The following is a 25,275-nucleotide window of genomic DNA, read 5'->3' on the forward strand; positions in this document are numbered from 1 at the left end:
ACGACTACGACGTTCCGGACAGTTCGGTGCGGCACTGTTCGGGCTTGTCCCCCGACGCCGGTAGTGTCTGCCGAGTGACGACAGCCTCCGAAACCGTCAGCGCAGACAGTGCCACTGCTCCGAGCGCGGCCCCGACCGCCGGGACCGTTCGCCTAGCCAGTGTGGGTCGGCGTATCGCCGACGAACTCGGCGTGCGGGAGGAGCAGGTGCGCGCCGCCGTCGAACTACTCGACGCCGGATCGACCGTGCCCTTCGTGGCCCGCTACCGCAAGGAGGTCACCGGCGGCCTCGACGACGCGCAGCTGCGCACCCTCGACGAGCGCCTGCACTACCTGCGCGAACTCGACGAGCGCCGCGGTTCGATCATCGAATCCATTCGCACCCAGGGCAAACTGGACGACGCGCTGCACGCGCAGATCATGCTCGCGGACACCAAGGCCCGCCTCGAGGACATCTACCTGCCGTTCAAGCCCAAGCGGCGCACCAAGGCCCAGATCGCGCGCGAGGCCGGGCACGAGCCCGTGGCCGACGCCCTGATCGGGGATCCGACCACCGATCCCGCGCAGTACGACGCCGAACAGCTCGACGGCGCGCGCGCGATCCTGGTCGAACGCTTCGCCGAGGACGCCGACCTCGTCGGCGAACTGCGCGAACTCATGTGGAACCGCGGCCAGGTCAGCTCCACCGTCCGCGCGGGCAAGGAAGAAGCCGGCGCGAAGTTCGCCGACTACTTCGAGTTCAGCGAGCCGTTCAGCAAGCTGCCCTCGCATCGCATCCTGGCGCTGCTGCGCGGTGAGAAGGAAGAGGTGCTCACCCTGCACCTCGAACCCGACACCGAGGAACTCGAACCCGGCGAGCGCAGCGTCTACGAGGGCCGCATCGCCCACAAGTTCGACATCGCCGCCCGCGGCCGCGCCGCCGACACCTGGCTGCTCGACACCGTGCGCTGGGCCTGGCGCACCAAGCTCCAGGTCAGCCTGGGCATCGACACCCGCATGCGGCTGCGCCAGTCCGCCGAACGCGACGCCGTCGACGTGTTCGCCATGAACCTGCGCGACCTGCTGCTGGCCGCCCCCGCCGGCACCCGCACCACCATGGGCCTGGACCCGGGCTTCCGCACCGGCGTGAAGGTCGCCGTGGTCGACGCGACCGGCAAGGCCGTCGCCACCGAGGTCATCTACCCGCACACCGGGCAGACCGAGAAGTCCCTGGCCGTGCTGGGCGCGCTGGTCGCGCGGTTCAAGGTCGAGCTCATCGCCATCGGCAACGGCACCGCCTCGCGCGAGACCGACGCCCTTGCCGCCGAACTCATCTCGCGCATTCCCGAGAACAAGCCCACCAAGATCGTCGTCTCCGAGGCCGGCGCCTCGGTGTACTCGGCCTCGGCCTACGCCTCGGTCGAACTGCCCGACATGGACGTGTCCCTGCGCGGCGCGGTCTCCATCGCCCGCCGCCTGCAGGACCCGCTCGCCGAGCTGGTCAAGATCGACCCCAAGTCCATCGGCGTCGGCCAGTACCAGCACGACATCTCCGAAACCCTGCTGGCCCGCTCGCTCGGCGCGGTCGTCGAGGACGCGGTGAACGCGGTCGGCGTCGACGTCAACACCGCCTCGGTGCCGCTGCTGTCCCGGGTCTCGGGCATCACCGGCTCGGTCGCGGAAAGCATTGTGGCGCATCGCGACGCCAACGGCCCGTTCCGCAGCCGCTCCGCGCTGCTGACCGTGCCGCGCCTGGGCCCCAAGGCGTTCGAGCAGTGCGCGGGCTTCCTGCGTATCCGCAACGGTGACGATCCCCTCGACTTCTCCTCGGTGCACCCCGAGGCGTACCCCGTGGTCCGCCGCATGCTCGATGCCAGCGGCCGCACCGTCGGCGAGCTCATCGGCAACACCACCGCGCTGCGCGCGCTGCGGCCCGCCGACTTCACCGACGAACGCTTCGGCGTTCCGACCGTCACCGACATCATCGCCGAGCTCGAGAAGCCCGGCCTCGACCCCCGCCCGGAGTTCAAGACCGCCGAGTTCGCCGCGGGCATCGAGAAGGTCGCCGACCTCGAACCCGGCATGGTCCTGGAGGGCGTGGTCACCAATGTCGCGGCCTTCGGCGCCTTCATCGACATCGGCGTCCACCAGGACGGCCTGGTCCACGTCTCGGCCATGTCCCACAACTTCGTCAAGGATCCCCGCGAGGTCGTGAAGTCCGGCGACGTGGTGAAGGTCAAGGTCATGGAGGTGGACGTCCAGCGCCAGCGCATCGGCCTGTCCCTGCGCCTGGACGACGAGCCCGGCGCCGCCAAACCCGAACGCGGCGAAGGCCGTCCGCGCGGCGGCCAGGGCAATCGCCCCACCAGCGACAACCGCCAGCGCCAGGGCGGTCAGGGCGGCGGCCGCCAGGGCGGCAACCCCCGCCAGGGCAACCAGTCCGGCGGTAATCGCCAGGGCGGCAACCGCCCCCAGCCGGCGGCCTCCGGCTCCATGGCCGACGCCCTGCGCCGCGCGGGATTCGGCAAGTAGTACCCGCGTCTCCCGCTGGGCTGCACCGCGATCGCGGTGCCGCCCAGCGGTTTCGGCAGCGTGCACAGCCGCGGTACACGGAGTCGCCCGGTGGGTGGGCGCGCATCCGTCCGCCCGCACGCCGAGTCAGCTTGCGGCGCGCCGGGATTGGAGATTCCGGACCGGCCCCATCGGCCGGCGGTGGTCGCTTGCCGGCGTCGAGGGCACGGTGAGAAAGGGGCGCGCTCGAGCGCCGACCCACGGTCGGCCGGGTGCCGGGCGTTCGCCGTTCCCCTGCCGTTCGCGGCGATGTCGCGGGTGGTTGGGGCTGGTGAGCGGCGGGATTTGCTGGGGGTTTGTGGGGGAGGGGTACCGTCGGGGATCCAGCGGCGAGTGGCCGGGCGACCGGCGGGCGAGTGCGGAGGCGATGCGGGTATGGCGTTTCGGCGGTGGATGGAAGACACCGTGATCGCTGACGGGCGACTGCCGCTGGCCTGCCTGCTTCTGGGATTCATCATCGGGTTCGTGCTCATCCGGATCAGCGTGCGGCTCATCCGCAAGCAGGTGCGCTGGTGGCCGGGCAACGTGCGGGCCGGGGACGTGCACGTCCACCACATGGTGTTCGGGGTGATCCTGGTGCTCAGCACGGGCGCGGGGCTCATCACGATGTACGAGAGCAGCGTGGGGGTGATCAGCGTGCTCGCGGCCTTCTTCGGGGTCGGCGCGGCGCTGGTGCTCGACGAGTTCGCGCTCATCTACTACCTGCGCGATGTGTACTGGGAGGAGCAGGGGCGGACCTCGGTGGACGCGGTGTTCGTCGCGGTCGCCGTGACGGGGTTGCTGCTGATGGGTTTTCATCCGCTGTGGCTGCTGGACATCAACGATTTCCGCAGTCAGTCCAATCCCGCCGAGCGCTGGGTGATCGCGCTGTTCTCGGTGGTGAACCTGCTGCTGGCCGCGATCGTCATTGCCAAGGGTAAGATTTGGACGGGTCTGTTCGGCATGTTCTTCCCGCCGCTGCTGTTCGTCGGCGCGTTGCGGCTGAGCCGTCCGGGCGCACCGTGGGCGCGCTGGCGCTACGGCGAACGGCCCGGAACCATGCGCCGGGCCATGCGCCGTGAACGCCGCTACCGCCGTCCGGTGATCGCCGCCAAGATCTTCGTCCAGGACCTGGTCGCGGGGAAACCGGACGTCGATCATGTGCGCCGCGCGGCGGAGGAAGAATTGGCGCGCACCGTGATCGCGGCTCCGCCCGCCCCGCATTCGACGCACCGAAACAGTTAGCCAGAAGATTGCTGAATCACGGTCGCCGTGCGAGGGTGTGGCATGGCCTACGTTGTCGGCGATTACCTGCTCGATCGGCTGCACGAACTCGGTGTCACCGAGATCTTCGGCGTACCCGGTGATTTCAACCTGCAATTCCTCGATCACGTGGTCGCGCACCCCGGTCTGCGCTGGGTCGGCAGCGCCAACGAACTCAACGCCGGGTACGCCGCCGACGGCTACGCCCGCCTGCGCGGCATCGGCGCCGTCGTCACCACCTACGGCGTCGGCGAACTGAGCGCGGTCAACGCCATCGCGGGCAGCTATGCCGAACACGTGCCGGTCGTCCACATCGTCGGCGTGCCCGCCAAGGACATTCAGGCCAATCACCGCGTCATCCACCACACCCTGGGCGACGGCGACTTTCATCACTTCCGCCGCATCGCCGCCGAAGTCACCTGCGCCCAGGCCGATCTCGGCGCGGCCGACGCCTGTCAGGAAATCGACCGGGTCCTGAATTCGGTTCGCGTGCATCGCCGTCCGGGCTACCTCATGCTCGCCACCGACGTCGCGCGCCTCGAGGCCGCGCCCCCGGCCGCCCCGCTCGCCCCGGCCGCCGACTTCAGCAGCGACGGCGCGCGACTGGCGTTCGCCCGCGCGGCCCGCGAATTCCTGGCCGACCGCCAGGTCACCGTGCTGGCCGACGTCTTCGTCGACCGCGTCGGCGCGACCGACGAACTCCGCGCCCTGCTGGCCATCGGCGAGGTCCCGCACGCCACCCTGGCCTGGGGCAAGACGGTCGTGGACGAGTCCGCGCCGCACTTCGTGGGGGTCTACACCGGCGCGGCCTCGCCCGAACCGGTTCGGGCGGCGGTTGAGGACGCCGAACGGCTGATCACCGTCGGCGTGCAGTACACCGACAGCATCACCGCGGGCTTCAGCCATCGCATCGACCCGCGCCGGACCCTGGAGATCGGCCCCGAGCGCAGCGTCATCGCCGGGGTGGACGCCTTCGCGCCGCTCTCGCTGCCCGCCGCGCTCGAGGTGCTCGCCGAGATCTCCGCGGACTTCGCGCCGACGCACATCGCCCCCGTCGCACCCGATCCGGAACCGGTCGATCGCGCACCCGCCGATACCCCGCTCACCCAGGCCGCGCTGTGGCCGCTCATCGCCGGGGCGCTGGGCAACAGCAATATCGTTGTCGCGGATCAGGGTTCGGCCTTCTTCGGACTGGCCACCCTGCGCATGCCCGCGGGCATCACGTTCCTGGGTCAGCCGCTGTGGGGTTCGATCGGCTACGCGCTGCCCGCCGCCCTCGGCGCGGGCCTGGCCTGCCCGGATCGGCGGGCGGTGCTGGTCATCGGCGACGGCGCGGCCCAACTCTCAATCCAGGAACTCGGCACCTGGATCCGCGAACGCCTGACCGGGGTCATCATCCTGGTCGACAACAACGGCTACGCGATCGAGCGCGCGATCCACGGCCCGCAGGCGCCCTACAACGACATCGCGCCCTGGCGCTGGTCCGAACTCCCGCACGCGTTCGGCGGGGACGAGAATTCGGTGCTGACCCTGCGCGCGGCTACGGTGGGTGAACTCCGCGAATGCCTGGAGGTAGCCACCCAGGCCCAGGACTGCCTGGTCTTCCTCCAGGTGGTCACCGGCACGACCGACTATCCGCCGCTGGTCGCCGACATCGCGGCCGCGCTCACCCGGGCCAATTCCCGGTCCTAGCGCCCGGGCGGGGGCCGATTAACCGGCACACCCCGTCATCTGGCATGATGCTTGGGTTGCCTAGGGCGGATCATGCGCCCGGGCACCGCCCAATTATCCGGAGCACGAACCGGTAGAGCACCTGCACCAGGTAGCCGCCAGGTTCCTCTGTTCGCGCGAATCCAATAAGGACGGAAATGAACACCCTCGACTTCGTCGACGAAAAGTCGCTGCGTAGCGATGTCCCGGACTTCCGCCCGGGTGACACGGTCAACGTGCACGTGAAGGTTATCGAAGGCAACAAGGAACGCGTCCAGGTCTTCAAGGGCGCGGTCATCCGTCGCCAGGGTGGCGGCGTTCGCGAGACCTTCACGGTCCGCAAGGTCTCCTTCGGCGTCGGCGTGGAGCGCACCTTCCCGGTGCACAGCCCCAACATCGACAAGCTCGAAGTTGTGACCCGCGGTGACGTTCGTCGCGCCAAGCTGTACTACCTGCGCGATCTGCGCGGCAAGAAGGCCAAGATCAAGGAAAAGCGCTGAAGTAGCTTTTCGCTCTGATCCCCGAGTAGCCCGGCACCGCATAGTTTCTCGCGGCGCCGGGCTACTCTGTCTTCCGTGGCAGACGAGAACGAGTCGACAGCGGTGTCCGGTCCGGGCGACGACGGTGTCAGCGAGGACGCGAAGGCGGCCCCCGCCAAGAAGAAGCAGCGCCCGTTCTGGCAGGAACTGCCGATGCTCATCGGTATCGCGGCGGTCATCACCGCGCTGGTCGTGACCTTCATCGGACGCCCGTACGTGATCCCCTCGCAGTCGATGGAACCGACCCTGCACGGGTGCGCGGGCTGCACCGGCGACCGGATCTACGTGCAGAAGCTGAGCTACTACTTCAGCGATCCGAAGCCGGGTGACGTGGTGGTGTTCGTCGGCCCGACCGACTCCTGGAACCGCCACTACCGGTCCATTCGCTCGACCAACACCGCCGTGCGCGGCGTGCAGAACTTCCTCTCGTTCTTCGGCCTGGTGCCGCCGGACGAGAACGACCTGGTCAAGCGCGTGATCGCCACCGGCGGGCAGACCGTGAAGTGCTGTGACGAGCAGGGGCGCATCCTGGTGCTGGACGACGAGCCCGGCGCGACCTGGCAGCCCCTGGACGAGCCGTACATCCAGACCTCGAACCCGGATCGCAACAACCCGTTCAACCCCGAGCGCCCGGACATCCCGTTCAACGCCGGCGGCCGTGCGTTCGGCCCGGTCAAGGTGCCCGCGGGCAACCTGTGGGTGATGGGCGACAACCGCCGCGAATCCGCCGACTCCCGGTACCACATGGACGACGAGTACCAGGGCACCGTGCCGATCTCCGACGTGCGCGGCAAGGCGGTCTTCAAGATCTGGCCGCTGGGCCGGATCGGGTTCGTGCGGTCCGAGGACCCCCAATAGCACTCGGCACTACGAGATAATCGACCGGTGGGGACGATGGCGAATACCCCGAAGCAGCGGGGCGGCAAGAAGATACAGCCGATCGAACGCGGTGACTGGCCGCCGCGCGTCGTCATGCGGCGCGCGGGCGGGCTACGCACGCTCGAGGCCGCCCTGATTCGCAGCGGGCTCGGCCCGGTCGCGGGCGTGGACGAGGCCGGTCGCGGGCCCAGCGCGGGTCCGCTGGTCGTGGCGGCGTGCCTGCTCGCGCCCAAGGCGTACACCTCCCTCGCCGGGCTCGACGACTCCAAACGGCTCACCGAGGACGCCCGCGAAGAGCTGTTCCCGATCATCAAACGCGTGGCCCTGGCCTGGTCGGTGATCGTGATCCCGGCCTGGGAGATCGACGCCATCGGCATCCACGTGGCCAATATCGAGGGCATGCGGCGTGCGGTGGCCGGGCTGGACCCGGTTCCGGGGTACGTTCTGACCGACGGTTTCCGGGTGCCGGGCATACCCGTTCCGTCACTGCCGGTGATCGGCGGTGACGCCACGGCGGCCTGTATCGCCGCGGCGAGCGTGCTCGCCAAGGTGACCCGCGACCGGATGATGGTTGGGCTGGACGAGCAATTCCCCGGCTACGGATTCGCCGGTCACAAGGGCTACAACACGCCCGAACATAACGAGGCGCTGCACCGCTTGGGCGTCACCAGTGAACATCGCCGGTCCTGGCGCAATGTGCGGGAGATCGCGGTGCGGTCGCCCGGGACCGGCCGAGTGGCTACCGACACCGCGTATGCGGGATGATGTCTCTACACCCAGTTGGGCGATAAGGAGGACGTTCCACCCGATGAGCGCCGAGGATCTCGAGAAATACGAAACCGAGATGGAACTCTCGCTGTATCGCGAGTACAAGGACATCGTCGGCCAGTTTTCGTACGTGGTGGAGACCGAGCGCCGCTTCTACCTGGCCAATACGGTTGAACTGCGGCCGCAGAACGCCGACGGCGAAGTGTACTTCGAGGTGCGGATGTCCGATGCGTGGGTTTGGGATATGTACCGGCCCGCGCGCTTCGTGAAGCACGTTCGCGTCATCACGTTCAAGGACGTGAACATCGAGGAGTTGGAGAAGCCCGACCTGCGGCTGCCCGAGTAGTCCACAGGCTCTCCGCCATCCACAGGCATTGAGTTTTCCCAGGTCGGCATGGCCGGGTCCGCAGCGGACCCGGCCATGCTGGCGTTATGGCACAGCATCTCGCGCTCGGCGCACAGGGGGAGGAGCTGGCGGCGCGCTTTCTGCGTGACGCCGGGATGGAGATCGTCGCCCGCAACTGGCGGTGCAGATACGGCGAGCTCGATCTGATCGGCCGCGACGCCGCGGGCGTCACCGTGTTCGTGGAGGTAAAGACCCGCAGCGGGCTCGCGTTCGGGCCGCCCGCCGAGGCGGTGTCGTTCCTCAAACAGCAGCGGATCCGCCGGCTGGCGCTGCTCTGGCTGCACGAGCGGTCCGGCCCGTGGTCGCGGGTGCGGTTCGACGTGGTGTCGGTGCTGATGCGCCCCGGGAGCCACCCGGAGATCACCCATCTGCGGGCGGCGTTCTGATGCCGCTCGGGCGCGCGCATTCGGTGGCGGTGGCCGGGGTGGACGGGCAGTTGGTGGAGATCGAGGCCGACATCGGGCAGGGGCTGCCGTCGGTGCACCTGGTCGGGCGGCCGGACACGACCCTGCAGGAGTCGCGGGATCGGGTGCGGGCGGCGGTCACCAACTCGGGGGAGAAGTGGCCGGACGGCAGGGTGATCCTGGCGCTGTCGCCCGCGACCCTGCCCAAGGTGGGCAGCGTCTACGACCTGGCGCTCGCGGCCGCGGTGCTCGACGCGGCGGGCTCGATTCCGGTGCACCGGCTCGCCGAGGCGGTCCTGCTCGGCGAACTCGCGCTGGACGGGCGGGTGCGCCGGGTGCGGGGCATCCTGCCCGCGGTGCTGGCGGCGCGCACCGCCGGGCGCAAGCTGGTCATCGTGCCCACCGCGGCGCTGGCCGAGGCGGGCCTGGTGGACGGGATCCGGGTGCTCGGGGCCGCGACGCTGAGCGAACTGGTGGATTGGCTGCGCGGGGCCGGTGAGCTCACCCCGCCCGAGCCGATGGTCCCGGCCGAGGTGCGGGCGCACGGGGATCTCAGCGAGGTCGTCGGTCAGGAGGAGGCGCGCTGGGCGCTGGAGGTCGCCGCGGCGGGCGGGCATCACCTGCTGCTGACCGGGCCGCCGGGTATTGGCAAAACAATGCTCGCCCAGCGCCTTCCGAGCCTGCTGCCGGCCCTGCGTGAGCGGGAATCGCTGGAGGTCACGGCGATTCACTCGGTGGCGGGCACCCTGTCCGACGATCATCCGCTCATCCACCTGCCGCCCTTCGTGGCGCCGCATCATTCCTCGTCGGTGACGGCGATGATCGGCGGCGGTTCCGGTTCCGCGCGTCCGGGTGCGGCCAGTTGCGCGCACCGGGGCGTACTGTTCCTCGACGAATGCGCCGAGATCGGCACCAAGGTGCTGGAGGCGCTGCGAACTCCCCTGGAAGAGGGCGAAGTTCGCATCGCCCGCCGTGACGGCGTCGCCCGCTATCCCGCCCGCTTCCAGCTGGTGCTGGCCGCCAACCCCTGTCCCTGCGCACCCGCCCGCGATATCGACTGCATCTGCGCGCCCCTCGCGCGCCGCCGCTATCTCGGCAAACTCTCCGGCCCGCTGCTGGACCGCATCGATCTCTCGGTCCGCATGCACGCGCAGTCTGCCGGTGCCCTCAGCGGTGAGGAAACCGAATCCAGCGAGGCGGTCCGGGCCAGGGTCGCCTTGGCCCGCAATGCCGCCGCGGCCCGCTGGGCGACGCTGAACCTGACGACCAACGCCGAGGTCCCCGGTCACGTGCTGCGCCAGCAGTTCCGCCTCCCGCGCGAGTCCCTCGCCCCGGTTGAGAACGCCCTCAAACACGGCCGCATGTCCGCCCGCGGCGCCGACCGCGCCCTGCGCGTCGCCTGGACGGTGTGCGACCTACGCGGCGGCGAAGTCCCCACCGCCCAGGATGTCCTGCAGGCCCTGGCCTTTCGCCACCGAGGTGGAGCATGAATCCGCGCCCGGCCCGTGCGATGTCCCCCGCGCCGGAGGGCGCTTCGCCCCCCGCCGCCCCTTGCTCGCCCACCGTCTCCGACGACGAAGTGTCGCCGGTGCATCCTTTCCCGTGCGCAGCGGATTTGGCGGGAACCGGGTGCACAGGCACGGATGCCTGCGCCCTACCCGACGGCGCGAACATCGACGAGTTGCGCGCGGCAAGCACCCTTTTCGACGACGCGGACGAGTCCCGCGTGCCGTGCCTCCCGCCATCGGGCGTCCCCGCGACGACCACGGTCGACGTCGGCTCACGAGCCGATTGCGCGGCGAGCGACACTCGGCTCGGTTCGCGAACCGGTGGTGATCGATATCCCTCCGACACAGCCGATTCGGGTCCGCGCGGGGCGGACGATCCAGAGAGTCCAGGCCTCTCGGCCCCGGCTGCGGTCGATGCCCCGCTGCCCGGCGAGTTCGCTGCGACGACTACGGCGGAGGTCGGTTCCGCTACGGACCACGACGGCGGGGCGGGCCGCGACGTGGACGGCAGCCGAATCGACCGGGATCGAAGTCTGTTCCCCGCAGCCGATTCGAGGCACGAGGCCGTGGGGGAGGTTAGGCCCCGGAGGGGCTCGCGACCGCACGGCTCCGAGGGCGCGGGTGATTCCGGGGGCTCGGGTGGTTCCGGAGGACCGGGTGGAGCCGGGGGACTGGGTGGTGCCAGGGAGTCAGGTGGTGGCGGGGGATCGGGTGGTGGCGGGGAGGACGAGAGGCGGCTGGCCTGGGTGTATTTGTCGCGGGTGGTGGAGGGGCCGTGTGCGGCGTTGTCGGCTTTGATCGGGTCGGTGGGGGTGGTCGAGGCGGCGCGGGCGGTCCGGGAATGTGCGTTGCCGGAGGTTTTGCGCGGGGCCACGGAAGCGCGGCGGGGTGTGGAGTGGGCAGAGCGGGACCTCGGGGTGATGGAAAGGGTTGGGGGGAGGGTGATTACGCCGGATGATGTCGAGTGGCCGGCCTGGCGGCTGCTCGGGTTGGGGCAGTTGGATCCGGCGCAGGACGAGGCGGGGGCGGTGCCGCTGGTGCTGTGGGCGCGGGGGCCGCGGTCACTGGTGGAGTGCACCGAGCGGGCGGTGGCGGTCGTGGGGGCGCGGTGCAGCACCGGGTACGGGAATCACGTGACGGCGGAGATCGCGGGGGATTTGGCGGGGCGGGGGTGGACGGTGGTGTCGGGAGCCGCGTTCGGGATCGACGGGATGGCGCATCGGGCGGCGCTGGCGGTCGGCGGGAGCACCGTGGCGGTCCTGGCGTGCGGGGTGGATCGGCCGTACCCGGTGCAGCATGATCGGCTGCTGGCCGAGATCGCCGATACCGGGTTGGTAGTCAGCGAGTACCCGCCGGGAACGACCGCCCGCAAGCACCATTTCCTGGCCCGGAACCGGATAATCGCGGCGCTCGCCGACGGGGTGGTCGTGGTCGAGGCCGGCGCCCGCAGCGGCGCGCGCAACACGGTGAAATGGTCACGCCGCCTGGGCCGCCCGGCCCTCGCGGTCCCCGGCCCGATCACCTCCGCGGCCTCGGTCGGCTGTCACCGCATGATCCGCGCGGGCGAGGCCTTCCTGGTCACCGGCGCCGACGACATCCTCGACGAGGCCGGCCCCCTGCGCCTAACTCTGGCAGGCATCAACACTCAACCGCTGACGCCCCATCCCGCCGAAGACCCGCTCCGGCCCACAGCACCGCCCGGAGACCAAGCGCCGTCCGCAACCGCCCCTCCCACCGGTGGCGAAACAGCCTCCGCGACTACCGCTCTCACCACCGACGAGACCCTGCTGCTGGCGGCCCTCCCCACCATCGGCTCCCGCCTGCCCCGGGCACTGGCCACCGCGACCGGCCTGCCTCTTCCAGTGGTGCGAGCTACCCTCGCCGCACTCGAGCTCTCCGGACGTGCGGCCTGCGGCGACCAGGGCTGGCGGCGCGTCGATCCTGCTCTGGCCGGTCCACGAGTGGGCGCGCGCGAGCCACGCCCGCGCTGAAGGGGGCGGTGCACGTGACGGCGATCCCGTCGATCGGCAATCCCGTTGTGGTGGTGGGGGATTCCCCGCCCCGACGAGCCGATGCAGCGGAGCGCCTACGGCCGCCCGCGGTGGCAGCGTCCGGTCGATGCGGCTCCAGGCCTCGGCTATCAGAACGGTCGTGCCGGACACTCGAGCCGAGGGGCGGCAGGTCGGCAACGGTCGACGGGCAGCGACAAGCACGGATACGTCTGCGGGGGCGCACGAACGTGCGCCGGGGCGAGTGCGCGGGATTTTGCGCCGCGAGCCGGTGGCGGCGCGGGAACTTGCGCCGGGGGCGGGAGGCGGTGACGGTGGGGGGATGAGCGAACTGCCGGAGGACCTCGAGGCGCTGCTGGTCGAGTACGGGCGGCATCTGCGGCTGGGGCGGAACCGGTCCGAGCACACCGTGCGGGCGTACGTGGGGGACGCGCGGGGGCTGCTCGGGCATCTGCTCGAGCGGGGAGCGGATTGCGGTGTGGGGGAGGTGGATCTGGCACTGCTGCGGTCGTGGCTCGCGGGGCTGGCGGCGGGCGGGGCGGCGCGTACCACCATGGCGCGGCGCACGTCCTCGGCGCGGACGTTCACGGCGTGGCTCACCTATACCGGGCGGCTCACCCTCGATCCGGGACCGCGGCTGGGCACCGCCCGTGCGCACCGCGTACTGCCCGCCGTGCTGGGGAAGGAGCAGGCCTCGGCGGTCATGGACGCGGCGGAATCGGGTGCGGCACAGCATGATCCCATGGCGCTGCGGGATCGGCTGATCGTGGAGATGCTGTACGCGACCGGGATTCGGGTCAGCGAACTGTGCGGGCTCGACATCGAGGACGTGGATCGGGAACGTCGCGTGGTGCGGGTCCTGGGCAAGGGCAACAGGGAACGGTCGGTGCCGTTCGGCGGCCCCGCCGAGCAGGCCCTGGACACCTGGCTGCGGCACGGCCGCGCCGCCTTCGCCACCGAGGCGTCCGGTCGCGCCCTGCTGCTCGGCCGCCGCGGCCGGCGGCTGGATCAGCGGCAGGCGAGAACCGTTGTGCACGAGGTCATCTCCGCCATCCCCGGCGCACCCGACATGGGCCCGCACGGCTTCCGCCACACCGCCGCCACCCATCTCCTCGAAGGCGGCGCCGACCTGCGCGTGGTGCAGGAGATCCTCGGCCACGCGAGCATGGCCACCACCCAGCTCTACACCCACGTCTCGATCGAGCGCCTCAAGAAGGTGCACGACCAAGCCCACCCCCGCGCCTGATCGCCGTGGCGATCCCACCCGATTCGGAACCGCGCCCGCCGCGGATCCCCGGCAACGTCTCGCTGTTTCCCGGCGCCCCGGAATCGCCTGTCATCCTGCATGTTCCGCATTCCGCGCGCCGCATCCCGCCGTCGGTGCGCGCCGACATCGTGCTGGACGACCCCGCCCTCGAACTGGAACTCGACCACATCACCGACGCGCACACCGCCGAGTTGTCGGCGGCCGCGGCCGACCGCGCCCGGCTACGGCCGTGGCGGTTCGTCAACGCGCTCTCGCGCCTGGTCGTCGACCCCGAACGCTTCCCGGACGAGCGCGAGCAGATGCGCGCGGTCGGTATGGGCGCGGTCTACACCCGCACCACCGGCCGCGACGTGCTGCGCCCGGACTCCTTCGATCCCACCGGCCTGCTGGACCGCTACTTCCACCCCTACGCCCACGCGATGACCGAACTGGTCGCCGATCGCCTGCGCGCGACCGGCCGCGCGATCATCGTCGACGTGCACTCGTATCCGACGAAACCGCTGGCCTACGAGCTATTTGCGGCCGGGAGCCGTCCGCCGATCTGTCTGGGAACGAATGACTTCCACACGCCGCCGGAGCTGACGGCGCTCGCTACCGCGCTGTTCGCGGGTTTCGGCGGCGTCGCGGTGGATACCCCGTTCGCGGGAACCTATGTACCCCTGGATCACTACCGCTCCGAACCGCGCGTCACCGCACTCATGGTGGAGATTCGCAGGGACGGCTATATGACCGAGCCGGGTGGTCCGGCCGGTCCCGGCCTCCCGCGACTGGCCACCGCGCTGGCGGCGCTGATCGACGCGGCGGGGTAACCGGCGCCATATCGAGACCATATCGACGAGCTATCGGGCGTCGTGTACGTTGACTTAGGTAACCCTAATTGTGGAGGTGTTCCGCTTGGCACGCAGCCGTACGACCCTGATTGTTCAGAACACCATCTGGCTTTCGGACCACCTGATCCGCGTACATCTGGGTGGCCCCGGATTCGCGGACTTCGAGGCCAACGATTTCACCGACGCCTACGTCAAGCTGGTGTTCCCGAATCCGGACGGGGAGATCATGCGCACCTACACCGTGCGCGCGATCGATCGTGCGACGCAGGAGATCGCCATCGACTTCGTGCACCACGGCACCGAGGGTGTGGCCGGGCCGTGGGCCGCGGCCGCCGAACCCGGCGACAGTATCGATCTGCTCGGGCCGGGCGGCGCGTACGCGCCCCGCGCCGACGCCGACTGGCATCTTCTCGCCGGTGACGAGTCGGCGCTGCCCGCCATCGCCGCCGCCTGCGCGGCGCTGCCGATCGACGCGACCGGCCGGGTGTTCATCGAGGTCGGCGGTTCCGCCGACGAACTCTCCTTCCCGCTCCCCGAGGACGTCGAACTCACCTGGGTGCACCGCGGCGACGCGGCCCCCGGCGAGCGTCTGGCCGCCGCCGTGCGCGCCGAACCGTGGCGAGACGGGCAGGCGCACGTCTTCATTCACGGCGAGGCCCAGGCCGTCATGCACGATCTGCGCCCGTACGTGCGCAAGGAGCGCGGCGTCACCGCCGAATGGGCGTCCATCTCCGGCTACTGGCGGCGCGGGCGCACCGAAGAGGGCTTCCGCACCTGGAAGTCCGAACTCGCCGAGAGCGAGAAGGCGGCACCGGCCGGGGTCTGACCTACGGTCGATCCATGCCCGCCGATTCGGACACAGTTCTGCCACCCCTGCGTGACCGGCTGCGGGCGGCTCTGCCCGCGGCTCTGAAGGCCCGCGATCGCACCGCGGTCGCGGCCCTGCGCTCGGCCCTGGCCGCCATCGACAATGCCGAGGCGGTCGACGCCTCCGACGTACGCGCGGGCGCGATCGAGGCCGCCGCGGGTCCGGGCGGCGCCGAACGCCCTCGCCGCGAACTCACCGAGTCCGACATCGACGACATCGTTCGCGCCGAGATCGACGAACGCGACAGCGCCGCAACCGATTACGCCGCGGCTGCCGGTGGAGCGGCTCGCGCCGCCGCCCTGCGCGCCGAAGCCGCCGTCCTCACCCGCCACCTCTACGGGCGGTAGCGCGCCACCCTTACGGGCGGCGGCCACCCGGATGGGAAGTCGCCCTCGACCTGCGCAACGGTCTCCCGCCTTGTCACGGCGGTAGCCCACCCGCTTCCGGCGGGCGGATATCCGGCTGATCGGGATTCGCGTCACCGCAGGCCATCGCTGACCGCCTGTGCCGCAGCGCGATCAGGTCAGCGTGGCGATATAGCGCCCGGCGAACCAGCGCTGAATGACCCGCACGACCGGTCCACCCATGCGGGTGTACCAGGTGCCGGGCCGCGCGAACGCCTCCACGATGCCGTACACCGCATCGTCGGCCGGGTCGTATTCGACGGCGAAGAGCTCCTCGCCGATCTCGGGGTGGTCGGGCAGCGTGCCGTAGGCGAAGCCGCGGCGATCCGGTTCGTCCAGCACGTAGACCACGCGGCAGTGGGCCCGGAACCCGAGCCTGCCGATGCCGAGGCGCATGGTCATTTCCGTGCCGGGCGCGGCCGTCGGCGTGGTGGCCGCCACGAGAATTCCGGTACCGCGCTGCATGCGGTACGCCAGGATCTGCGCCCCGGCCGCCTCGAACAGCGCACGCCCCGAACCGATTCGGCGGCGCAACCGGAAATGGTGGTAGCCGGGCGGGAATTCGCTGCGGGTCGCGCCGACCTCGGCGTAGGTGAATTCGACCGTGGCGGGCTCGTGCGTCATACCCCCATTCTGGTCTCGCGACGGTGATGCCTTCGAGGGTTCGCGAGTGGTTTCAGTCGCACCTGGACCGCGCGCAGCAGCCCGAGCGGATTCAGATACACGCGGTCCCGGCGCAGCCCCCAGTGCAGGCAGGCGGCCACCGGGCATCCGGCGTGACCGGCCTCCAGGGCTCCGATGGTCGATCCGCGAAAAACCCTGCGCCCCACGGGAACCCCCGGCCGGACCGGCTCGTAGGTGGTCCGCAGCCCGCCCGTGTGATCGATGGAGAGCACGGGTTTGCCCGCCACCGTCCCGGCGAAGGCGACCGTGCCGTCGCCGGCGGCGAGCACCGCCTGCCCGGCGCGGCCCGCCAGATCCACCCCGCGATGCCCGGGTAGCCAATCGCGCTCCGGCGCGTCGAAGGCCCGGACCACGGCGGGCCGCGGGCGCAGAGGCCAATCGAACTCGCCCGCGGGCGCCGCGCTGCCCACCGGTGCGAACATCACCTGCCCGAGCAGCAGCCCCGGCAACCACCCGAGAGTTATCGACACGATCGCTCGCATACCACTCAGGGTGCGCTCCCGTTCGCTGCCCGGGACTACCGTGAACCTGGAATGTGGATAGTCCGCACGCGTGTGAACACCGTGCTGTTCAATCCCGAAAAATGCCGCCGACCAGCAGGAGAACGTCATGGGCTCCGTCGAGCCGCGCCCCGAGACACCGGTCGAGGCCGAGGCGCAGGAGAACGATCGCGAACTCGCCGCGGAACCCGCCGACATCGACTACCGCTTCACGCTCGCCAACGAGCGCACCTTCCTGGCCTGGATGCGCACCGGCTTGGGCCTGCTCGCGGGCGGTGTGGCCGTGCACGAACTGGTCCGGCCGTTCACGCACCACGGCGTGCGCAGCGCGGTGGCCCTGAGCTGCATCGTGCTGGCCACGGTCATCGCGGTCGGCGCCTACGGGCGCTGGAAGCACGTGCAGACCGCCATGGAACGCGGCGACCGGCTGCCGCGCACGATCATGGTCCCGATCCTGGCCTTCGGCATCGCCGTCATCGCGGTGCTCGCGGGGTACGGGTTGCTGCTGTCGTGAGCAGTCCCGAGGCCGGGCTGGCCGCCGAGCGCACCGCCCTGGCGTGGCGGCGCACGGCCATCGCGGCCATGGCCAACGCGGTGCTGTTCCTCAAGGTCACCTACAGCAGCGACTGGCCGCCGATGGCGGTGCTCGCGCTGCTGGCGGCGATCGGCCTGGTCGTGGTGAGTGTCGTGTGCGTGGCCCGCAGCCGAATCCTGCACTCGCACAATCGGGGTAATTGGGACAGCGGTCGGCGCGGCATCACGGCGGTCGCCGTCGCGGTGACCGGCGTCGCGGGCGTGGCCGTCGTGTACGCGCTCTACTACGCTGTCGAACTGAGCTGAGCCCGCCGTCCCCGGCCTGGTCCGGCGCGTGCGGCCGCTCCGGCGAGGGGGCGATTTCATCTCTGCGGACCCGGCCCGTAAACTGATCCAGCGGTTTGCTTCAGCGCAGACCGACTTCGCGCGCCCAGATCGAGGCCGCCGGCTGGTCCCCTGATTTCACATCACGGGTTCCGGTGGCCGTGGGCGCCAGGGCAGAGATCGCCGATTTCTGCGACAACCAGCAATGAAAGGGTTACGAGGCCATGCCCGTCGTAACAATGCGGCAGCTGCTCGACAGCGGCGCCCACTTCGGTCACCAGACCCGCCGGTGGAACCCGAAGATGAAGCGTTTCATCTTCACCGACCGCAACGGCATCTACATCATCGATCTTCAGCAGACGCTGACCTACATCGACAAGGCCTACGAGTTCGTCAAGGAGACCGTCGCCCACGGTGGCACCGTTCTCTTCGTCGGCACGAAGAAGCAGGCCCAGGAGTCGATCGCGGCCGAGGCCACTCGCGTCGGCATGCCCTACGTCAACCAGCGTTGGCTCGGCGGCATGCTCACCAACTTCGGCACCGTGCACAAGCGCCTTCAGCGTATGAAGGAGCTCGAGGCCATGGAGCAGACCGGTGGCTTCGAGGGTCGCACCAAGAAGGAAATCCTCATGCTCACGCGTGAGAAGAACAAGCTCGAGCGCACCCTCGGCGGCATCCGGGACATGGCCAAGGTTCCCTCGGCCATCTGGGTCGTCGACACCAACAAGGAGCACATCGCCGTCGGCGAGGCTCGCAAGCTGAACATCCCGGTCATCGCGATCCTGGACACCAACTGCGATCCCGACCTGGTCGACTACCCGATCCCGGGTAACGACGACGCGATCCGTTCGGCCGCGCTGCTGACCCGCGTGGTCGCGTCCGCCGTCGCCGAGGGCGTGCAGGCTCGTGCCTCGCGTGCCGCCGGCGATTCGAAGCCGGAAGCCGGCGCGGGCGAGCCCCTCGCCGAGTGGGAGCAGGAACTGCTGGCTTCGGCTGCCCCGGCCGCCGAGCCCGCCGCTGCCGAGCCGGCCGCCGAGGCCGAACCGGCCACCCCGGCCGACGTCTAAGCAGCCGTACCGGCATCTGTTCACCCTGCCGCCCCTTCCGGTTCGGAAGCGGGCGGCAAGGTGTGAACACCCCACAGACCACACAGAGGAGGCTCGCCCAACATGGCGAACTACACCGCCGCTGACGTGAAGAAGCTTCGCGACCTCACCGGCTCCGGCATGATGGACTGCAAGAAGGCGCTCGAAGAGAACGCCGGCGACTTCGACAAGGCCGTCGAGACCCTGCGTATCAAGGGCGCCAAGGACGTCGGCAAGCGCGCTGAGCGCGCCACCGCCGAGGGCCTGGTCGCCGCGCAGGACGGCGTCCTGATCGAGATCAACTCCGAGACCGACTTCGTCGCCAAGAACGCGGAGTTCCAGGAGCTGGCCAACAGCATCGTCGCCGCCGCGGCGAAGGCTCGCCCGGCCGACCTGGACGCGCTCAAGGCCGTCGACCTGGGCGGCAAGACCGCCGACCAGGCCGTGCAGGAGCTGGCCGCCCGTATCGGCGAGAAGCTCGAGCTGCGTCGCGTCGTGTCCTACGACGGCAACGTCGCGACCTACCTGCACAAGCGCGCCACCGATCTGCCCCCCGCCGTCGGCGTGCTGGTGCAGTTCACCGGTGAGGGCGACGCCGCCGCCGAGGCCGCTCGCGCCGCCGGCATGCAGGTCGCCGCGCTCAAGGCCAAGTACGTCACCCGCGACCAGGTCCCCGCCGACCTCGTCGAGAAGGAGCGTGCCATCGCCGAGGCGACCGCGCGCGAAGAGGGCAAGCCCGAGGCCGCCCTCCCGAAGATCGTCGAAGGCCGCGTCAACGGCTTCTACAAGGACGTCGTCCTGCTGGAGCAGTCGTCGGTGACCGACAGCAAGAAGACCGTCAAGGCGCTGCTGGACGAGGCCGGTGCCACCATCACCGCCTTCTCCCGCTTCGAGGTCGGCCAGGCGTAATCGCCCGCCAAGCCTGAAAAGGCCCTTCTCCCATCGTGATTCGATGGGAGAAGGGCCTTTTCGCTATGCATCGCAGGGCGACTACCCGACGGGGCCGTTGATGACGTCGCAGAAGAGTTCGGGGCCGATGGTGCAGACGAACACTTCGTAGGCGGACTGCAGCAGCTCTTTCGATCCCGTGCTGCTGCCCGAGCCGGGCGGGGATGCCGCCGTGGCGGGACCGGCGGCGGCGATCAGTCCCGCGGTGAGGGCGACGACGGCGGCGCCGGCGCGCAAAGTCCGGCTGGTGAGAGTCATGGCGGAAGGGTACGGGGGTGCTGCTGAATCCGAATGCCCCCGAATCCTGGGGCGCGAGTGCGTGTTTCGGTACGCGGTCCGAGCTTGCCGCGCTATTTCGGGATGACGATCGGTCCGCAGTTGTTCGCGCCGACATAGCAGCCGATTGCGGTGAGCACGGACTGCACCAGGCCCGCGGATCCGGTGCCGAGGGAGCCGCTGCCCGAACCTGCCGGGGCTTCCGCCGTCGCGGGGCCGGCGGCGGCGATCAGTCCCGCGCTGATGGCCAGGGCGGCGGTGCCGGTGCGCAGTGCGCGGGTGGTGATAGTCATGCCGGAATCGTATGGCGCACAGCCGCGTTCCGGGTGCCCCCGAATTCCGGGGCGGTGATCATGGGCCGGTCACCGGTCCGCCCGGGGTCTGGTTGCCCGCGCAGTCGATCGACCCGGAATTGCAGATCACGATGAGCGCCGGGGCGGCGAAAATCAGGACCAGGGCGTTCAGCGGGTCGGTGTTGCCGAGGTCGGAGCTCAGTGAGTTGCTCGCCGAACCGCTCGATCCCGAACCGCTGCCGGACTGCTGGGCGATCGGGTTGTGCGCTGCCGCGGGGCCGGCGGCGGCGATCAGTCCGGTGGTGATGGCCAGGGCGGCGATGCCGGTGCGGAGCGTCATTCGGGTGGTGAGCATGGACCGGATCCTATGTGGGGCATTTGCATTTCACTTTGGATCCGGTGCCCCCGGATTCGGGGGCATCGGGCGCGCCGGTGGGGTGCGACGGCGATCGTCTACAGGGTCCAGCCGGTGGCCCGAACCCAGGTTTCCAGGCTCTGCAGGCCCGGGTGCGCGGCACGGAGGGCGGTGACGTCCGGGGCGGGGGAGGAGTCGACGTCGAAGAACTCGAACATCTTGGCCACCTGCTCGTCGAAGGCGCGCAGCCCGGCGATCGGGATGCGGACGGTTCGATAGGGCAAACCGGCTGTGCGGGAGAGGGTTTCGGCGATCTCGGTGGGGGTCAGGACGTCGCCGGCGATCTCCAGGGTGCGCCCCAGGAACTCCTCCGGGCGGTCGAAGGCCAGGGCGGCGAATTCGCCGATATCGCGGATGGAGATCAGGGCCATGGGCTTGCCGGGCGCTACGGCCAGGGACAGGACCAGCTCGTTCTCGACCAGTGCGGGCTTGTTGTAGGTGGCGAAGTTGTCCATGAACAGCACCGGCCGCAGTACGGTCGCGGGCAGCCCGAGTTCCCGGATGTGGTCCTCGATCTGCTCTTTCGCCGCGTAGTACTCCACGCCGGAGCCCTTGTGTGCCCCGCTCAGCGAGCTGTACACCAGGTGCGCGATCCCGGCCTTGGCGGCGAGGTCGGCCACCATCTTCCCGTGCACGATCTCCGCGGCCACCGCGTCCAGGCTGATGTTGACCCCGGACATCATGGTCAGCATCAGGAACACCCCGTGCGCGCCATCCATGGCCGCGCGCACCGACTCCTCGTCGTCCAGGTCGCCGGTCACCAGCCGCGCACCGGCCGCGGCGAGTGCCAGCGCCCGCTCCGACTCCGGGTCGCGGACGAAAGCCCGTACTTCCCAGCCTTTTTCGAGCAGTGCGTGGGTGGTCGCGGTGCCCTGCCGTCCGGTCGCTCCGATCACCAGGACCGGTCCGTTGTGGTTCGTCATGTCGTCCTCCGTGTGTTGTTCGCTGTGTTCCACGGTAGGAATTCGCGCATGATCCTGTCCTGGTAGCGATACTGCTACCCGGGCGCTCTGTACGGGGGTATCGGCGAAATGGTAAGCGGCGAAGGTCATTCGGATATCCCGGCGTCCAGGTACGCGCAGCTGGGGGAGTTCCTTCGAGCGGCCCGGGCCCGATTGCGACCGGCCGATGTCGGACTGCTGCCGTACGGCGATCCGGCTCGTCGCCGCACGCCCGGCCTGCGCCGCGAGGAGGTCGCGGAACTGTCCGGGGTGAGCCTGACCTGGTACACCTGGCTCGAGCAGGGCCGTGCGGTGGAGACCAGCCGTCAGGTCGTCGACGCGCTGGCCCGGACCCTGCGCCTGGACCCCGATCAGCACCGTCACCTGCGCGCACTGGCCGGCCTCACCGATCCGGACGACGGCCGGATCGCCGCCGACAACGCCCGCCTGCAACGCCTGGTCGACGCCGTCCTGCCGAATCCGGCGTCGATCTTCGACCGCAACTTCGACTACGTCGTCTGGAACACCGCCTACGCGCGCGTCCGCCACGACCCGTTGGATCTGCCCTCGCGTCGTCGCAATCTGCTGTGGATGATGTTCACCGACAAGGAGAATCGCGCTCGCATGCCCCGCTGGGAGTTCGCTGCCCGCGCGGTGCTGAGCCAGTTGCGCGATGCCACCGGCAGCCGCCCCGGCGATCCGGAACTGTCCGCCCTGGTGTCCGAGCTGAGCCGCGAGAGCCCGGAGTTCCGGCGCTGGTGGTCCGAGTACCCGGTGGGTCGTTTCCGCCCCGCCACGATCGTCGTGGCGCACCCGGACGCCGGGGATATCGAGCTGGAGCTGTTCCAGTTGCGCCCGGCCGAGGATCCCGGCCTGTTGCTGGTCGTGCAGGTCCCGGCCACGCCGCTGTCCGCCGCGCGGATGGCCGCCGTGGCGGGCCCCGCCGCGCCGCCGCGCAATGTCACGAATTCGGGCACGGTATAGAGGGTCGCCTCACCCCCGTGACCGTCGGTGAGGCAGGATGGACGAAAGCTTGTTGCCGTCCCGTGCATTTCCGTGCGCCGGGATGGTCTTTTCATGTGCGTGGCTGTGTTCGAGAGCCCCCGAGAACAGGAGACCGATGACGGACCCGGATACGGCGCCCGACCGCAAGGGCTATCGCCGAGTGCTCCTCAAGCTCGGCGGCGAGATGTTCGGCGGTGGGCGGGTCGGCCTGGACCCCGATGTGGTGCAGACCGTGGCCGAGCAGATCGCGGAGGTCGTCGAGGACGGTGTCCAGGTCGCGGTCGTCATCGGCGGCGGCAACTTCTTCCGCGGCGCGGAACTCGAGGAGCGCGGTATGGAGCGCGCCCGCTCGGATTACATGGGCATGCTCGGCACCGTGATGAACAGCCTTGCGCTGCAGGACTTCCTGCAGAAGCAGGGCATCGACACCCGCGTGCAGACCGCCATCACCATGGGGCAGGTCGCCGAGCCGTACCTGCCGCTGCGCGCCAAGCGGCACCTGGAGAAGGGCCGCGTGGTCATCTTCGGCGCGGGCATGGGCATGCCCTACTTCTCGACCGATACCACCGCCGCCCAGCGCGCGCTGGAGATCGGCGCCGAGGTGGTGCTGATGGCCAAGGCCGTCGAGGGCGTCTACTCGGACGATCCGCGGGAGAACCCGGACGCGACCATGTTCGCCGAGATCACCCACAAAGAGGTGATCGAGCGCGGTCTCAAGGTCGCCGACGCCACCGCGTTCAGCCTGTGTATGGACAACCAGATGCCCATGCTGGTGTTCAATCTCTTGACTAAGGGCAATATTGCTCGCGCGGTCGCCGGTGAGAACATCGGCACGCTGGTTCGGTCGTGACCGACGAGAAGAACGATGACGCTGTGGAGGAAACGCCGTGATTGAAGAAGCGCTCTTCGAGGCCGAGGAAAAGATGGAGAAGGCCGTCTCGGTGGCGAAGGACGACCTGGGTTCCATTCGGACCGGTCGCGCGAACCCGGGTATGTTCTCCCGGATCGTGGTGGACTACTACGGGTCGCCCACTCCGATCACTCAGGTCTCCAGCATCACCGTGCCCGAGCCGCGCATGGTGGTCATCAAGCCGTACGAGCAGGCGCTGATGCAGGAGATCGAGAAGGCGATCCGCAATTCGGATCTGGGTGTGAACCCGACCAACAACGGCGACATCATCCGCGTGTCGATCCCGCAGCTGACCGAGGAACGGCGCCGCGAGATGGTCAAGCAGGCCAAGGCCAAGGGCGAGGACGCCAAGATCACCATCCGCAACGTGCGCCGCAAGGCCATGGACGAGCTGGGCCGGATCCAGAAGGACGGCGAGGCGGGCGAGGACGAGGTCGGCCGCGCGGAGAAGGATCTGGACAAGACGACCAGCCGCTATGTCGGACAGATCGACGAGCTGGTGAAGCACAAGGAAGCCGAGCTGCTCGAGGTGTGATCACCGCTGCTCGAGGTTCATCGGGACGGCCGGGTCGCGGCCGGGGGTAGGGACGAAACGACAAGTGAGCGACAGGACAATCGTGGCCGAAGAATCCACCGGTGCGATGACGCCGCCGGCCGAGGGCACCGCTCAGGCGCTGCCGCCGGCCGCGCCCGTCTCGGAGACCCCGGCGCCCGCGGCGGATGCCGCGGTGTCCGCCGGTAAGCCTCCCGCGTCCAAGGCCGGGCGTAATCTGCCCGCGGCGCTGGGGGTGGGGTTCGGGCTGGGTCTGTCGCTCATCGCGATTTTGCTGTTCGCGCCCGAGGTGCTGATCGGCGTGATCGCGGCGGCCATGGCGGTGGCGACCTGGGAGGTGGCCAAGCGCCTGCGCGAGGCCGATGTGCTGGTGCCGCGGGTGCCGTTGCTGCTGGGCGGGCAGGCGATCATCTGGCTGGCCTGGCCGTTCGGCACCGCCGGTGTGCTCGGCGCGTTCGGCGCGAGCGCGCTGACGCTCATGGTGTGGCGGCTGTTCGATCACGGGCTCCGCGCTACGCCGCGAAACTATCTGCGCGACACCGCGATCAGTGTGTTCACCCTGGCGTGGGTGCCGCTGCTCGCCTCGTTCGCGGTCCTCATGCTGCTCGAGGACGACGGCAATCTGCGCGTGCTGACCTTCATGATCCTGGTGGTCTGCTCGGACGTCGGCGGGTATGTCGCGGGTGTGCTGTTCGGCAAGCACCCCATGGTTCCGGCCATCAGCCCGAAGAAGTCGTGGGAGGGGTTCGGCGGCTCGCTGGTGTTCAGCGTGATCGGCGGTCTGCTCACGGTGACGCTGCTGCTGCAGGCCAACTCCATGATCGGCGTGCTGCTGGGCGTAGGCCTGGTGCTGATCGCGACCACCGGCGATCTGATCGAATCCCAGATCAAGCGTGAACTGGGCATCAAGGACATGGGGACCCTGCTGCCCGGACACGGCGGGATCATGGATCGCCTGGACTCGATGCTGCCGTCCGCCTTCGTCTCCTGGCTGGTGCTGACCGCACTGCTGTGACGGGCGGGCCCCCGAACACCTCGCGACGTCCGGTTCCCGCTCGGGGACCGGACGTCGGCGTTCCGGCCTAGTGCGCCTTCTTCGCCGCGCGGCGCAGCTGCAGGATGCGGTAGCCGCCGACCAGCGCGGTGACCAGCGCGCCGACGATCACCGACAGCAGCACGAGCACGCCGATGGGCAGGTTCCAGTTCCAGGTGAACAGCTGTACGTGGGCCTGTTCGAGGTTCTGCAGGATGAAGATCAGCAGCACGATGCCGAGAATCGCGGCGATGACGAGGCCGATCCAGGCGTAACCCGCGCGGGTCTTGAGGACGCCCTGGCCTTTGTCGTCGCTCGTGGTCGGAGTCGGTTCCGGTCCAGGGTTGGGTACGGCGTCGGTGGTCATGATTCGATCATTGCCGATCGCTAT

Annotated in this window: 29 protein-coding genes; 22 read left to right on the top strand and 7 right to left on the bottom strand. The window is 69.7% G+C overall.

Annotation, left to right across the window (positions count from 1 at the left end; genetic code table 11):
• The first annotated feature begins 161 nt into the window (after positions 1-161).
• The 14 genes from ABZ319_RS17300 (at position 162) to ABZ319_RS17365 (ending at position 15,326) form a co-directional block, all read left to right on the top strand.
• Positions 162-2,510, top strand: coding sequence for a Tex family protein (locus ABZ319_RS17300; RefSeq protein ID WP_354987406.1), 2,349 nt, complete (start codon positions 162-164; stop codon positions 2,508-2,510).
• A gap of 414 nt (positions 2,511-2,924) precedes the next feature.
• Positions 2,925-3,773 (top strand): hypothetical protein, encoded by an 849-nt coding sequence (locus ABZ319_RS17305; RefSeq protein ID WP_354987407.1) that lies wholly within the window; start codon positions 2,925-2,927, stop codon positions 3,771-3,773.
• 42 nt (positions 3,774-3,815) lie between these two features.
• Positions 3,816-5,483, top strand: a complete 1,668-nt coding sequence (locus tag ABZ319_RS17310; protein ID WP_354987408.1) for a thiamine pyrophosphate-binding protein — start codon at positions 3,816-3,818, stop codon at positions 5,481-5,483.
• Positions 5,484-5,659: 176 nt separating this feature from the next.
• Positions 5,660-6,001 (top strand): 50S ribosomal protein L19, encoded by a 342-nt coding sequence (gene rplS, locus ABZ319_RS17315; RefSeq protein ID WP_354987409.1) that lies wholly within the window; start codon positions 5,660-5,662, stop codon positions 5,999-6,001.
• Positions 6,002-6,193: 192 nt separating this feature from the next.
• Entirely contained in the window at positions 6,194-6,898 is a 705-nt protein-coding gene (gene lepB, locus ABZ319_RS17320; protein WP_354987445.1) for a signal peptidase I, read from the top strand.
• A 36-nt stretch (positions 6,899-6,934) separates the two neighbouring features.
• Entirely contained in the window at positions 6,935-7,684 is a 750-nt protein-coding gene (locus tag ABZ319_RS17325) for a ribonuclease HII (protein WP_354987410.1), read from the top strand.
• 43 nt (positions 7,685-7,727) lie between these two features.
• The gene (locus ABZ319_RS17330; RefSeq protein ID WP_067514125.1) at positions 7,728-8,033 is read left to right on the top strand and encodes a DUF2469 domain-containing protein; all 306 of its coding nucleotides are present in this window, start codon (positions 7,728-7,730) and stop codon (positions 8,031-8,033) included.
• Positions 8,034-8,119: 86 nt separating this feature from the next.
• Positions 8,120-8,479, top strand: a complete 360-nt coding sequence (locus ABZ319_RS17335; protein ID WP_354987411.1) for a YraN family protein — start codon at positions 8,120-8,122, stop codon at positions 8,477-8,479.
• On the top strand, positions 8,479-9,987 hold the full coding sequence (locus ABZ319_RS17340) for a YifB family Mg chelatase-like AAA ATPase (RefSeq protein WP_354987412.1): 1,509 nt from the start codon (positions 8,479-8,481) through the stop codon (positions 9,985-9,987). Before ABZ319_RS17335 ends, ABZ319_RS17340 begins: the two co-directional genes overlap by 1 nt.
• Before the next feature lie 689 nt (positions 9,988-10,676).
• Entirely contained in the window at positions 10,677-11,996 is a 1,320-nt protein-coding gene (gene dprA, locus ABZ319_RS17345) for a DNA-processing protein DprA (RefSeq protein ID WP_354987446.1), read from the top strand.
• 340 nt (positions 11,997-12,336) lie between these two features.
• Positions 12,337-13,260: a tyrosine-type recombinase/integrase gene (locus tag ABZ319_RS17350; protein WP_354987413.1), complete on the top strand. Its 924-nt coding sequence runs from the start codon at positions 12,337-12,339 to the stop codon at positions 13,258-13,260.
• Between the two features lie 5 nt (positions 13,261-13,265).
• Positions 13,266-14,090 carry an N-formylglutamate amidohydrolase gene (locus ABZ319_RS17355; RefSeq protein WP_354987414.1) on the top strand — a complete coding sequence of 275 codons (825 nt, stop codon included), beginning with the start codon at positions 13,266-13,268 and terminating at the stop codon, positions 14,088-14,090.
• Positions 14,091-14,175: 85 nt separating this feature from the next.
• A complete protein-coding gene (locus ABZ319_RS17360) occupies positions 14,176-14,937 on the top strand; it encodes a siderophore-interacting protein (protein WP_354987415.1) in 762 nt (253 codons plus the stop codon).
• A 14-nt stretch (positions 14,938-14,951) separates the two neighbouring features.
• Positions 14,952-15,326, top strand: coding sequence for a hypothetical protein (locus ABZ319_RS17365; RefSeq protein WP_354987416.1), 375 nt, complete (start codon positions 14,952-14,954; stop codon positions 15,324-15,326).
• A 171-nt stretch (positions 15,327-15,497) separates the two neighbouring features.
• Here ABZ319_RS17365 and ABZ319_RS17370 read toward each other — a convergent pair whose 3' ends face one another.
• Together ABZ319_RS17370 and ABZ319_RS17375 are read right to left on the bottom strand one after the other, a co-directional pair.
• Positions 15,498-16,007: a DUF1990 domain-containing protein gene (locus tag ABZ319_RS17370; RefSeq protein WP_354987417.1), complete on the bottom strand. Its 510-nt coding sequence runs from the start codon at positions 16,005-16,007 to the stop codon at positions 15,498-15,500.
• On the bottom strand, positions 16,004-16,489 hold the full coding sequence (locus ABZ319_RS17375; protein WP_354987447.1) for a M23 family metallopeptidase: 486 nt from the start codon (positions 16,487-16,489) through the stop codon (positions 16,004-16,006). Before ABZ319_RS17375 ends, ABZ319_RS17370 begins: the two co-directional genes overlap by 4 nt.
• A 187-nt stretch (positions 16,490-16,676) precedes the next feature.
• On the opposite strand from ABZ319_RS17375, the gene ABZ319_RS17380 reads away from it, so the two are divergent.
• From ABZ319_RS17380 to tsf, 4 genes are all read left to right on the top strand, one after another.
• Positions 16,677-17,081 (top strand): DUF202 domain-containing protein, encoded by a 405-nt coding sequence (locus ABZ319_RS17380; RefSeq protein WP_354987418.1) that lies wholly within the window; start codon positions 16,677-16,679, stop codon positions 17,079-17,081.
• The gene (locus tag ABZ319_RS17385; protein WP_354987419.1) at positions 17,078-17,407 is read left to right on the top strand and encodes a DUF202 domain-containing protein; all 330 of its coding nucleotides are present in this window, start codon (positions 17,078-17,080) and stop codon (positions 17,405-17,407) included. Before ABZ319_RS17380 ends, ABZ319_RS17385 begins: the two co-directional genes overlap by 4 nt.
• A 242-nt stretch (positions 17,408-17,649) precedes the next feature.
• Positions 17,650-18,492 (top strand): 30S ribosomal protein S2, encoded by an 843-nt coding sequence (gene rpsB / locus ABZ319_RS17390; RefSeq protein WP_354987420.1) that lies wholly within the window; start codon positions 17,650-17,652, stop codon positions 18,490-18,492.
• A 102-nt stretch (positions 18,493-18,594) separates the two neighbouring features.
• Positions 18,595-19,419, top strand: a complete 825-nt coding sequence (gene tsf, locus ABZ319_RS17395) for a translation elongation factor Ts (RefSeq protein WP_354987421.1) — start codon at positions 18,595-18,597, stop codon at positions 19,417-19,419.
• 81 nt (positions 19,420-19,500) lie between these two features.
• On the opposite strand, the gene ABZ319_RS17400 is transcribed toward tsf, so the two are convergent.
• The 4 genes from ABZ319_RS17400 to ABZ319_RS17415 form a co-directional block, all read right to left on the bottom strand.
• Complete coding sequence (locus tag ABZ319_RS17400; RefSeq protein ID WP_354987422.1) at positions 19,501-19,716, bottom strand: hypothetical protein; 216 nt, start codon at positions 19,714-19,716, stop codon at positions 19,501-19,503.
• A gap of 92 nt (positions 19,717-19,808) precedes the next feature.
• On the bottom strand, positions 19,809-20,027 hold the full coding sequence (locus ABZ319_RS17405) for a hypothetical protein (RefSeq protein WP_354987423.1): 219 nt from the start codon (positions 20,025-20,027) through the stop codon (positions 19,809-19,811).
• 58 nt (positions 20,028-20,085) lie between these two features.
• Entirely contained in the window at positions 20,086-20,382 is a 297-nt protein-coding gene (locus ABZ319_RS17410) for a hypothetical protein (RefSeq protein ID WP_354987424.1), read from the bottom strand.
• A 98-nt stretch (positions 20,383-20,480) separates the two neighbouring features.
• Positions 20,481-21,365, bottom strand: a complete 885-nt coding sequence (locus ABZ319_RS17415) for an NmrA/HSCARG family protein (protein ID WP_354987425.1) — start codon at positions 21,363-21,365, stop codon at positions 20,481-20,483.
• A gap of 108 nt (positions 21,366-21,473) precedes the next feature.
• Between ABZ319_RS17415 and ABZ319_RS17420 the strand changes: the two genes are divergently transcribed.
• The 4 genes from ABZ319_RS17420 (at position 21,474) to ABZ319_RS17435 (ending at position 24,866) form a co-directional block, all read left to right on the top strand.
• A complete protein-coding gene (locus tag ABZ319_RS17420; RefSeq protein WP_354987426.1) occupies positions 21,474-22,367 on the top strand; it encodes a helix-turn-helix transcriptional regulator in 894 nt (297 codons plus the stop codon).
• A gap of 136 nt (positions 22,368-22,503) precedes the next feature.
• A complete protein-coding gene (pyrH, locus tag ABZ319_RS17425; protein WP_354987427.1) occupies positions 22,504-23,238 on the top strand; it encodes a UMP kinase in 735 nt (244 codons plus the stop codon).
• A gap of 37 nt (positions 23,239-23,275) precedes the next feature.
• Positions 23,276-23,833: a ribosome recycling factor gene (gene frr, locus ABZ319_RS17430; RefSeq protein WP_354987428.1), complete on the top strand. Its 558-nt coding sequence runs from the start codon at positions 23,276-23,278 to the stop codon at positions 23,831-23,833.
• Positions 23,834-23,939: 106 nt separating this feature from the next.
• Entirely contained in the window at positions 23,940-24,866 is a 927-nt protein-coding gene (locus tag ABZ319_RS17435) for a phosphatidate cytidylyltransferase (RefSeq protein WP_354987448.1), read from the top strand.
• A 67-nt stretch (positions 24,867-24,933) separates the two neighbouring features.
• Here ABZ319_RS17435 and ABZ319_RS17440 read toward each other — a convergent pair whose 3' ends face one another.
• Complete coding sequence (locus ABZ319_RS17440; protein WP_354987429.1) at positions 24,934-25,251, bottom strand: lipopolysaccharide assembly protein LapA domain-containing protein; 318 nt, start codon at positions 25,249-25,251, stop codon at positions 24,934-24,936.
• Positions 25,252-25,275 lie beyond the last annotated feature (24 nt).

This window comes from Nocardia sp. NPDC005978, assembly GCF_040614455.1.
Lineage (GTDB): Bacteria > Actinomycetota > Actinomycetes > Mycobacteriales > Mycobacteriaceae > Nocardia.

Excerpts from the sequence above, each read along its gene's own strand:
- ABZ319_RS17415 (WP_354987425.1), bottom strand. The coding sequence starts at position 21,365 with ATGACGAACCACAACGGACCGGTCCTGGTGATCGGAGCGACCGGACGG.
- ABZ319_RS17370 (WP_354987417.1), bottom strand. The coding sequence starts at position 16,007 with ATGACGCACGAGCCCGCCACGGTCGAATTCACCTACGCCGAGGTCGGC.
- rpsB (WP_354987420.1), top strand. The coding sequence starts at position 17,650 with ATGCCCGTCGTAACAATGCGGCAGCTGCTCGACAGCGGCGCCCACTTC.
- tsf (WP_354987421.1), top strand. The coding sequence starts at position 18,595 with ATGGCGAACTACACCGCCGCTGACGTGAAGAAGCTTCGCGACCTCACC.
- ABZ319_RS17340 (WP_354987412.1), top strand. The coding sequence starts at position 8,479 with ATGCCGCTCGGGCGCGCGCATTCGGTGGCGGTGGCCGGGGTGGACGGG.
- ABZ319_RS17410 (WP_354987424.1), bottom strand. The coding sequence starts at position 20,382 with ATGCTCACCACCCGAATGACGCTCCGCACCGGCATCGCCGCCCTGGCC.
- ABZ319_RS17380 (WP_354987418.1), top strand. The coding sequence starts at position 16,677 with ATGGGCTCCGTCGAGCCGCGCCCCGAGACACCGGTCGAGGCCGAGGCG.
- lepB (WP_354987445.1), top strand. The coding sequence starts at position 6,194 with ATGCTCATCGGTATCGCGGCGGTCATCACCGCGCTGGTCGTGACCTTC.
- ABZ319_RS17420 (WP_354987426.1), top strand. The coding sequence starts at position 21,474 with ATGGTAAGCGGCGAAGGTCATTCGGATATCCCGGCGTCCAGGTACGCG.
- ABZ319_RS17325 (WP_354987410.1), top strand. The coding sequence starts at position 6,935 with ATGGCGAATACCCCGAAGCAGCGGGGCGGCAAGAAGATACAGCCGATC.
- ABZ319_RS17305 (WP_354987407.1), top strand. The coding sequence starts at position 2,925 with ATGGCGTTTCGGCGGTGGATGGAAGACACCGTGATCGCTGACGGGCGA.
- ABZ319_RS17375 (WP_354987447.1), bottom strand. The coding sequence starts at position 16,489 with ATGTTCGCACCGGTGGGCAGCGCGGCGCCCGCGGGCGAGTTCGATTGG.
- ABZ319_RS17400 (WP_354987422.1), bottom strand. The coding sequence starts at position 19,716 with ATGACTCTCACCAGCCGGACTTTGCGCGCCGGCGCCGCCGTCGTCGCC.
- ABZ319_RS17310 (WP_354987408.1), top strand. The coding sequence starts at position 3,816 with ATGGCCTACGTTGTCGGCGATTACCTGCTCGATCGGCTGCACGAACTC.
- rplS (WP_354987409.1), top strand. The coding sequence starts at position 5,660 with ATGAACACCCTCGACTTCGTCGACGAAAAGTCGCTGCGTAGCGATGTC.
- pyrH (WP_354987427.1), top strand. The coding sequence starts at position 22,504 with ATGACGGACCCGGATACGGCGCCCGACCGCAAGGGCTATCGCCGAGTG.
- ABZ319_RS17350 (WP_354987413.1), top strand. The coding sequence starts at position 12,337 with ATGAGCGAACTGCCGGAGGACCTCGAGGCGCTGCTGGTCGAGTACGGG.
- ABZ319_RS17440 (WP_354987429.1), bottom strand. The coding sequence starts at position 25,251 with ATGACCACCGACGCCGTACCCAACCCTGGACCGGAACCGACTCCGACC.
- ABZ319_RS17435 (WP_354987448.1), top strand. The coding sequence starts at position 23,940 with ATGACGCCGCCGGCCGAGGGCACCGCTCAGGCGCTGCCGCCGGCCGCG.
- ABZ319_RS17405 (WP_354987423.1), bottom strand. The coding sequence starts at position 20,027 with ATGACTATCACCACCCGCGCACTGCGCACCGGCACCGCCGCCCTGGCC.
- ABZ319_RS17335 (WP_354987411.1), top strand. The coding sequence starts at position 8,120 with ATGGCACAGCATCTCGCGCTCGGCGCACAGGGGGAGGAGCTGGCGGCG.
- ABZ319_RS17330 (WP_067514125.1), top strand. The coding sequence starts at position 7,728 with ATGAGCGCCGAGGATCTCGAGAAATACGAAACCGAGATGGAACTCTCG.
- ABZ319_RS17365 (WP_354987416.1), top strand. The coding sequence starts at position 14,952 with ATGCCCGCCGATTCGGACACAGTTCTGCCACCCCTGCGTGACCGGCTG.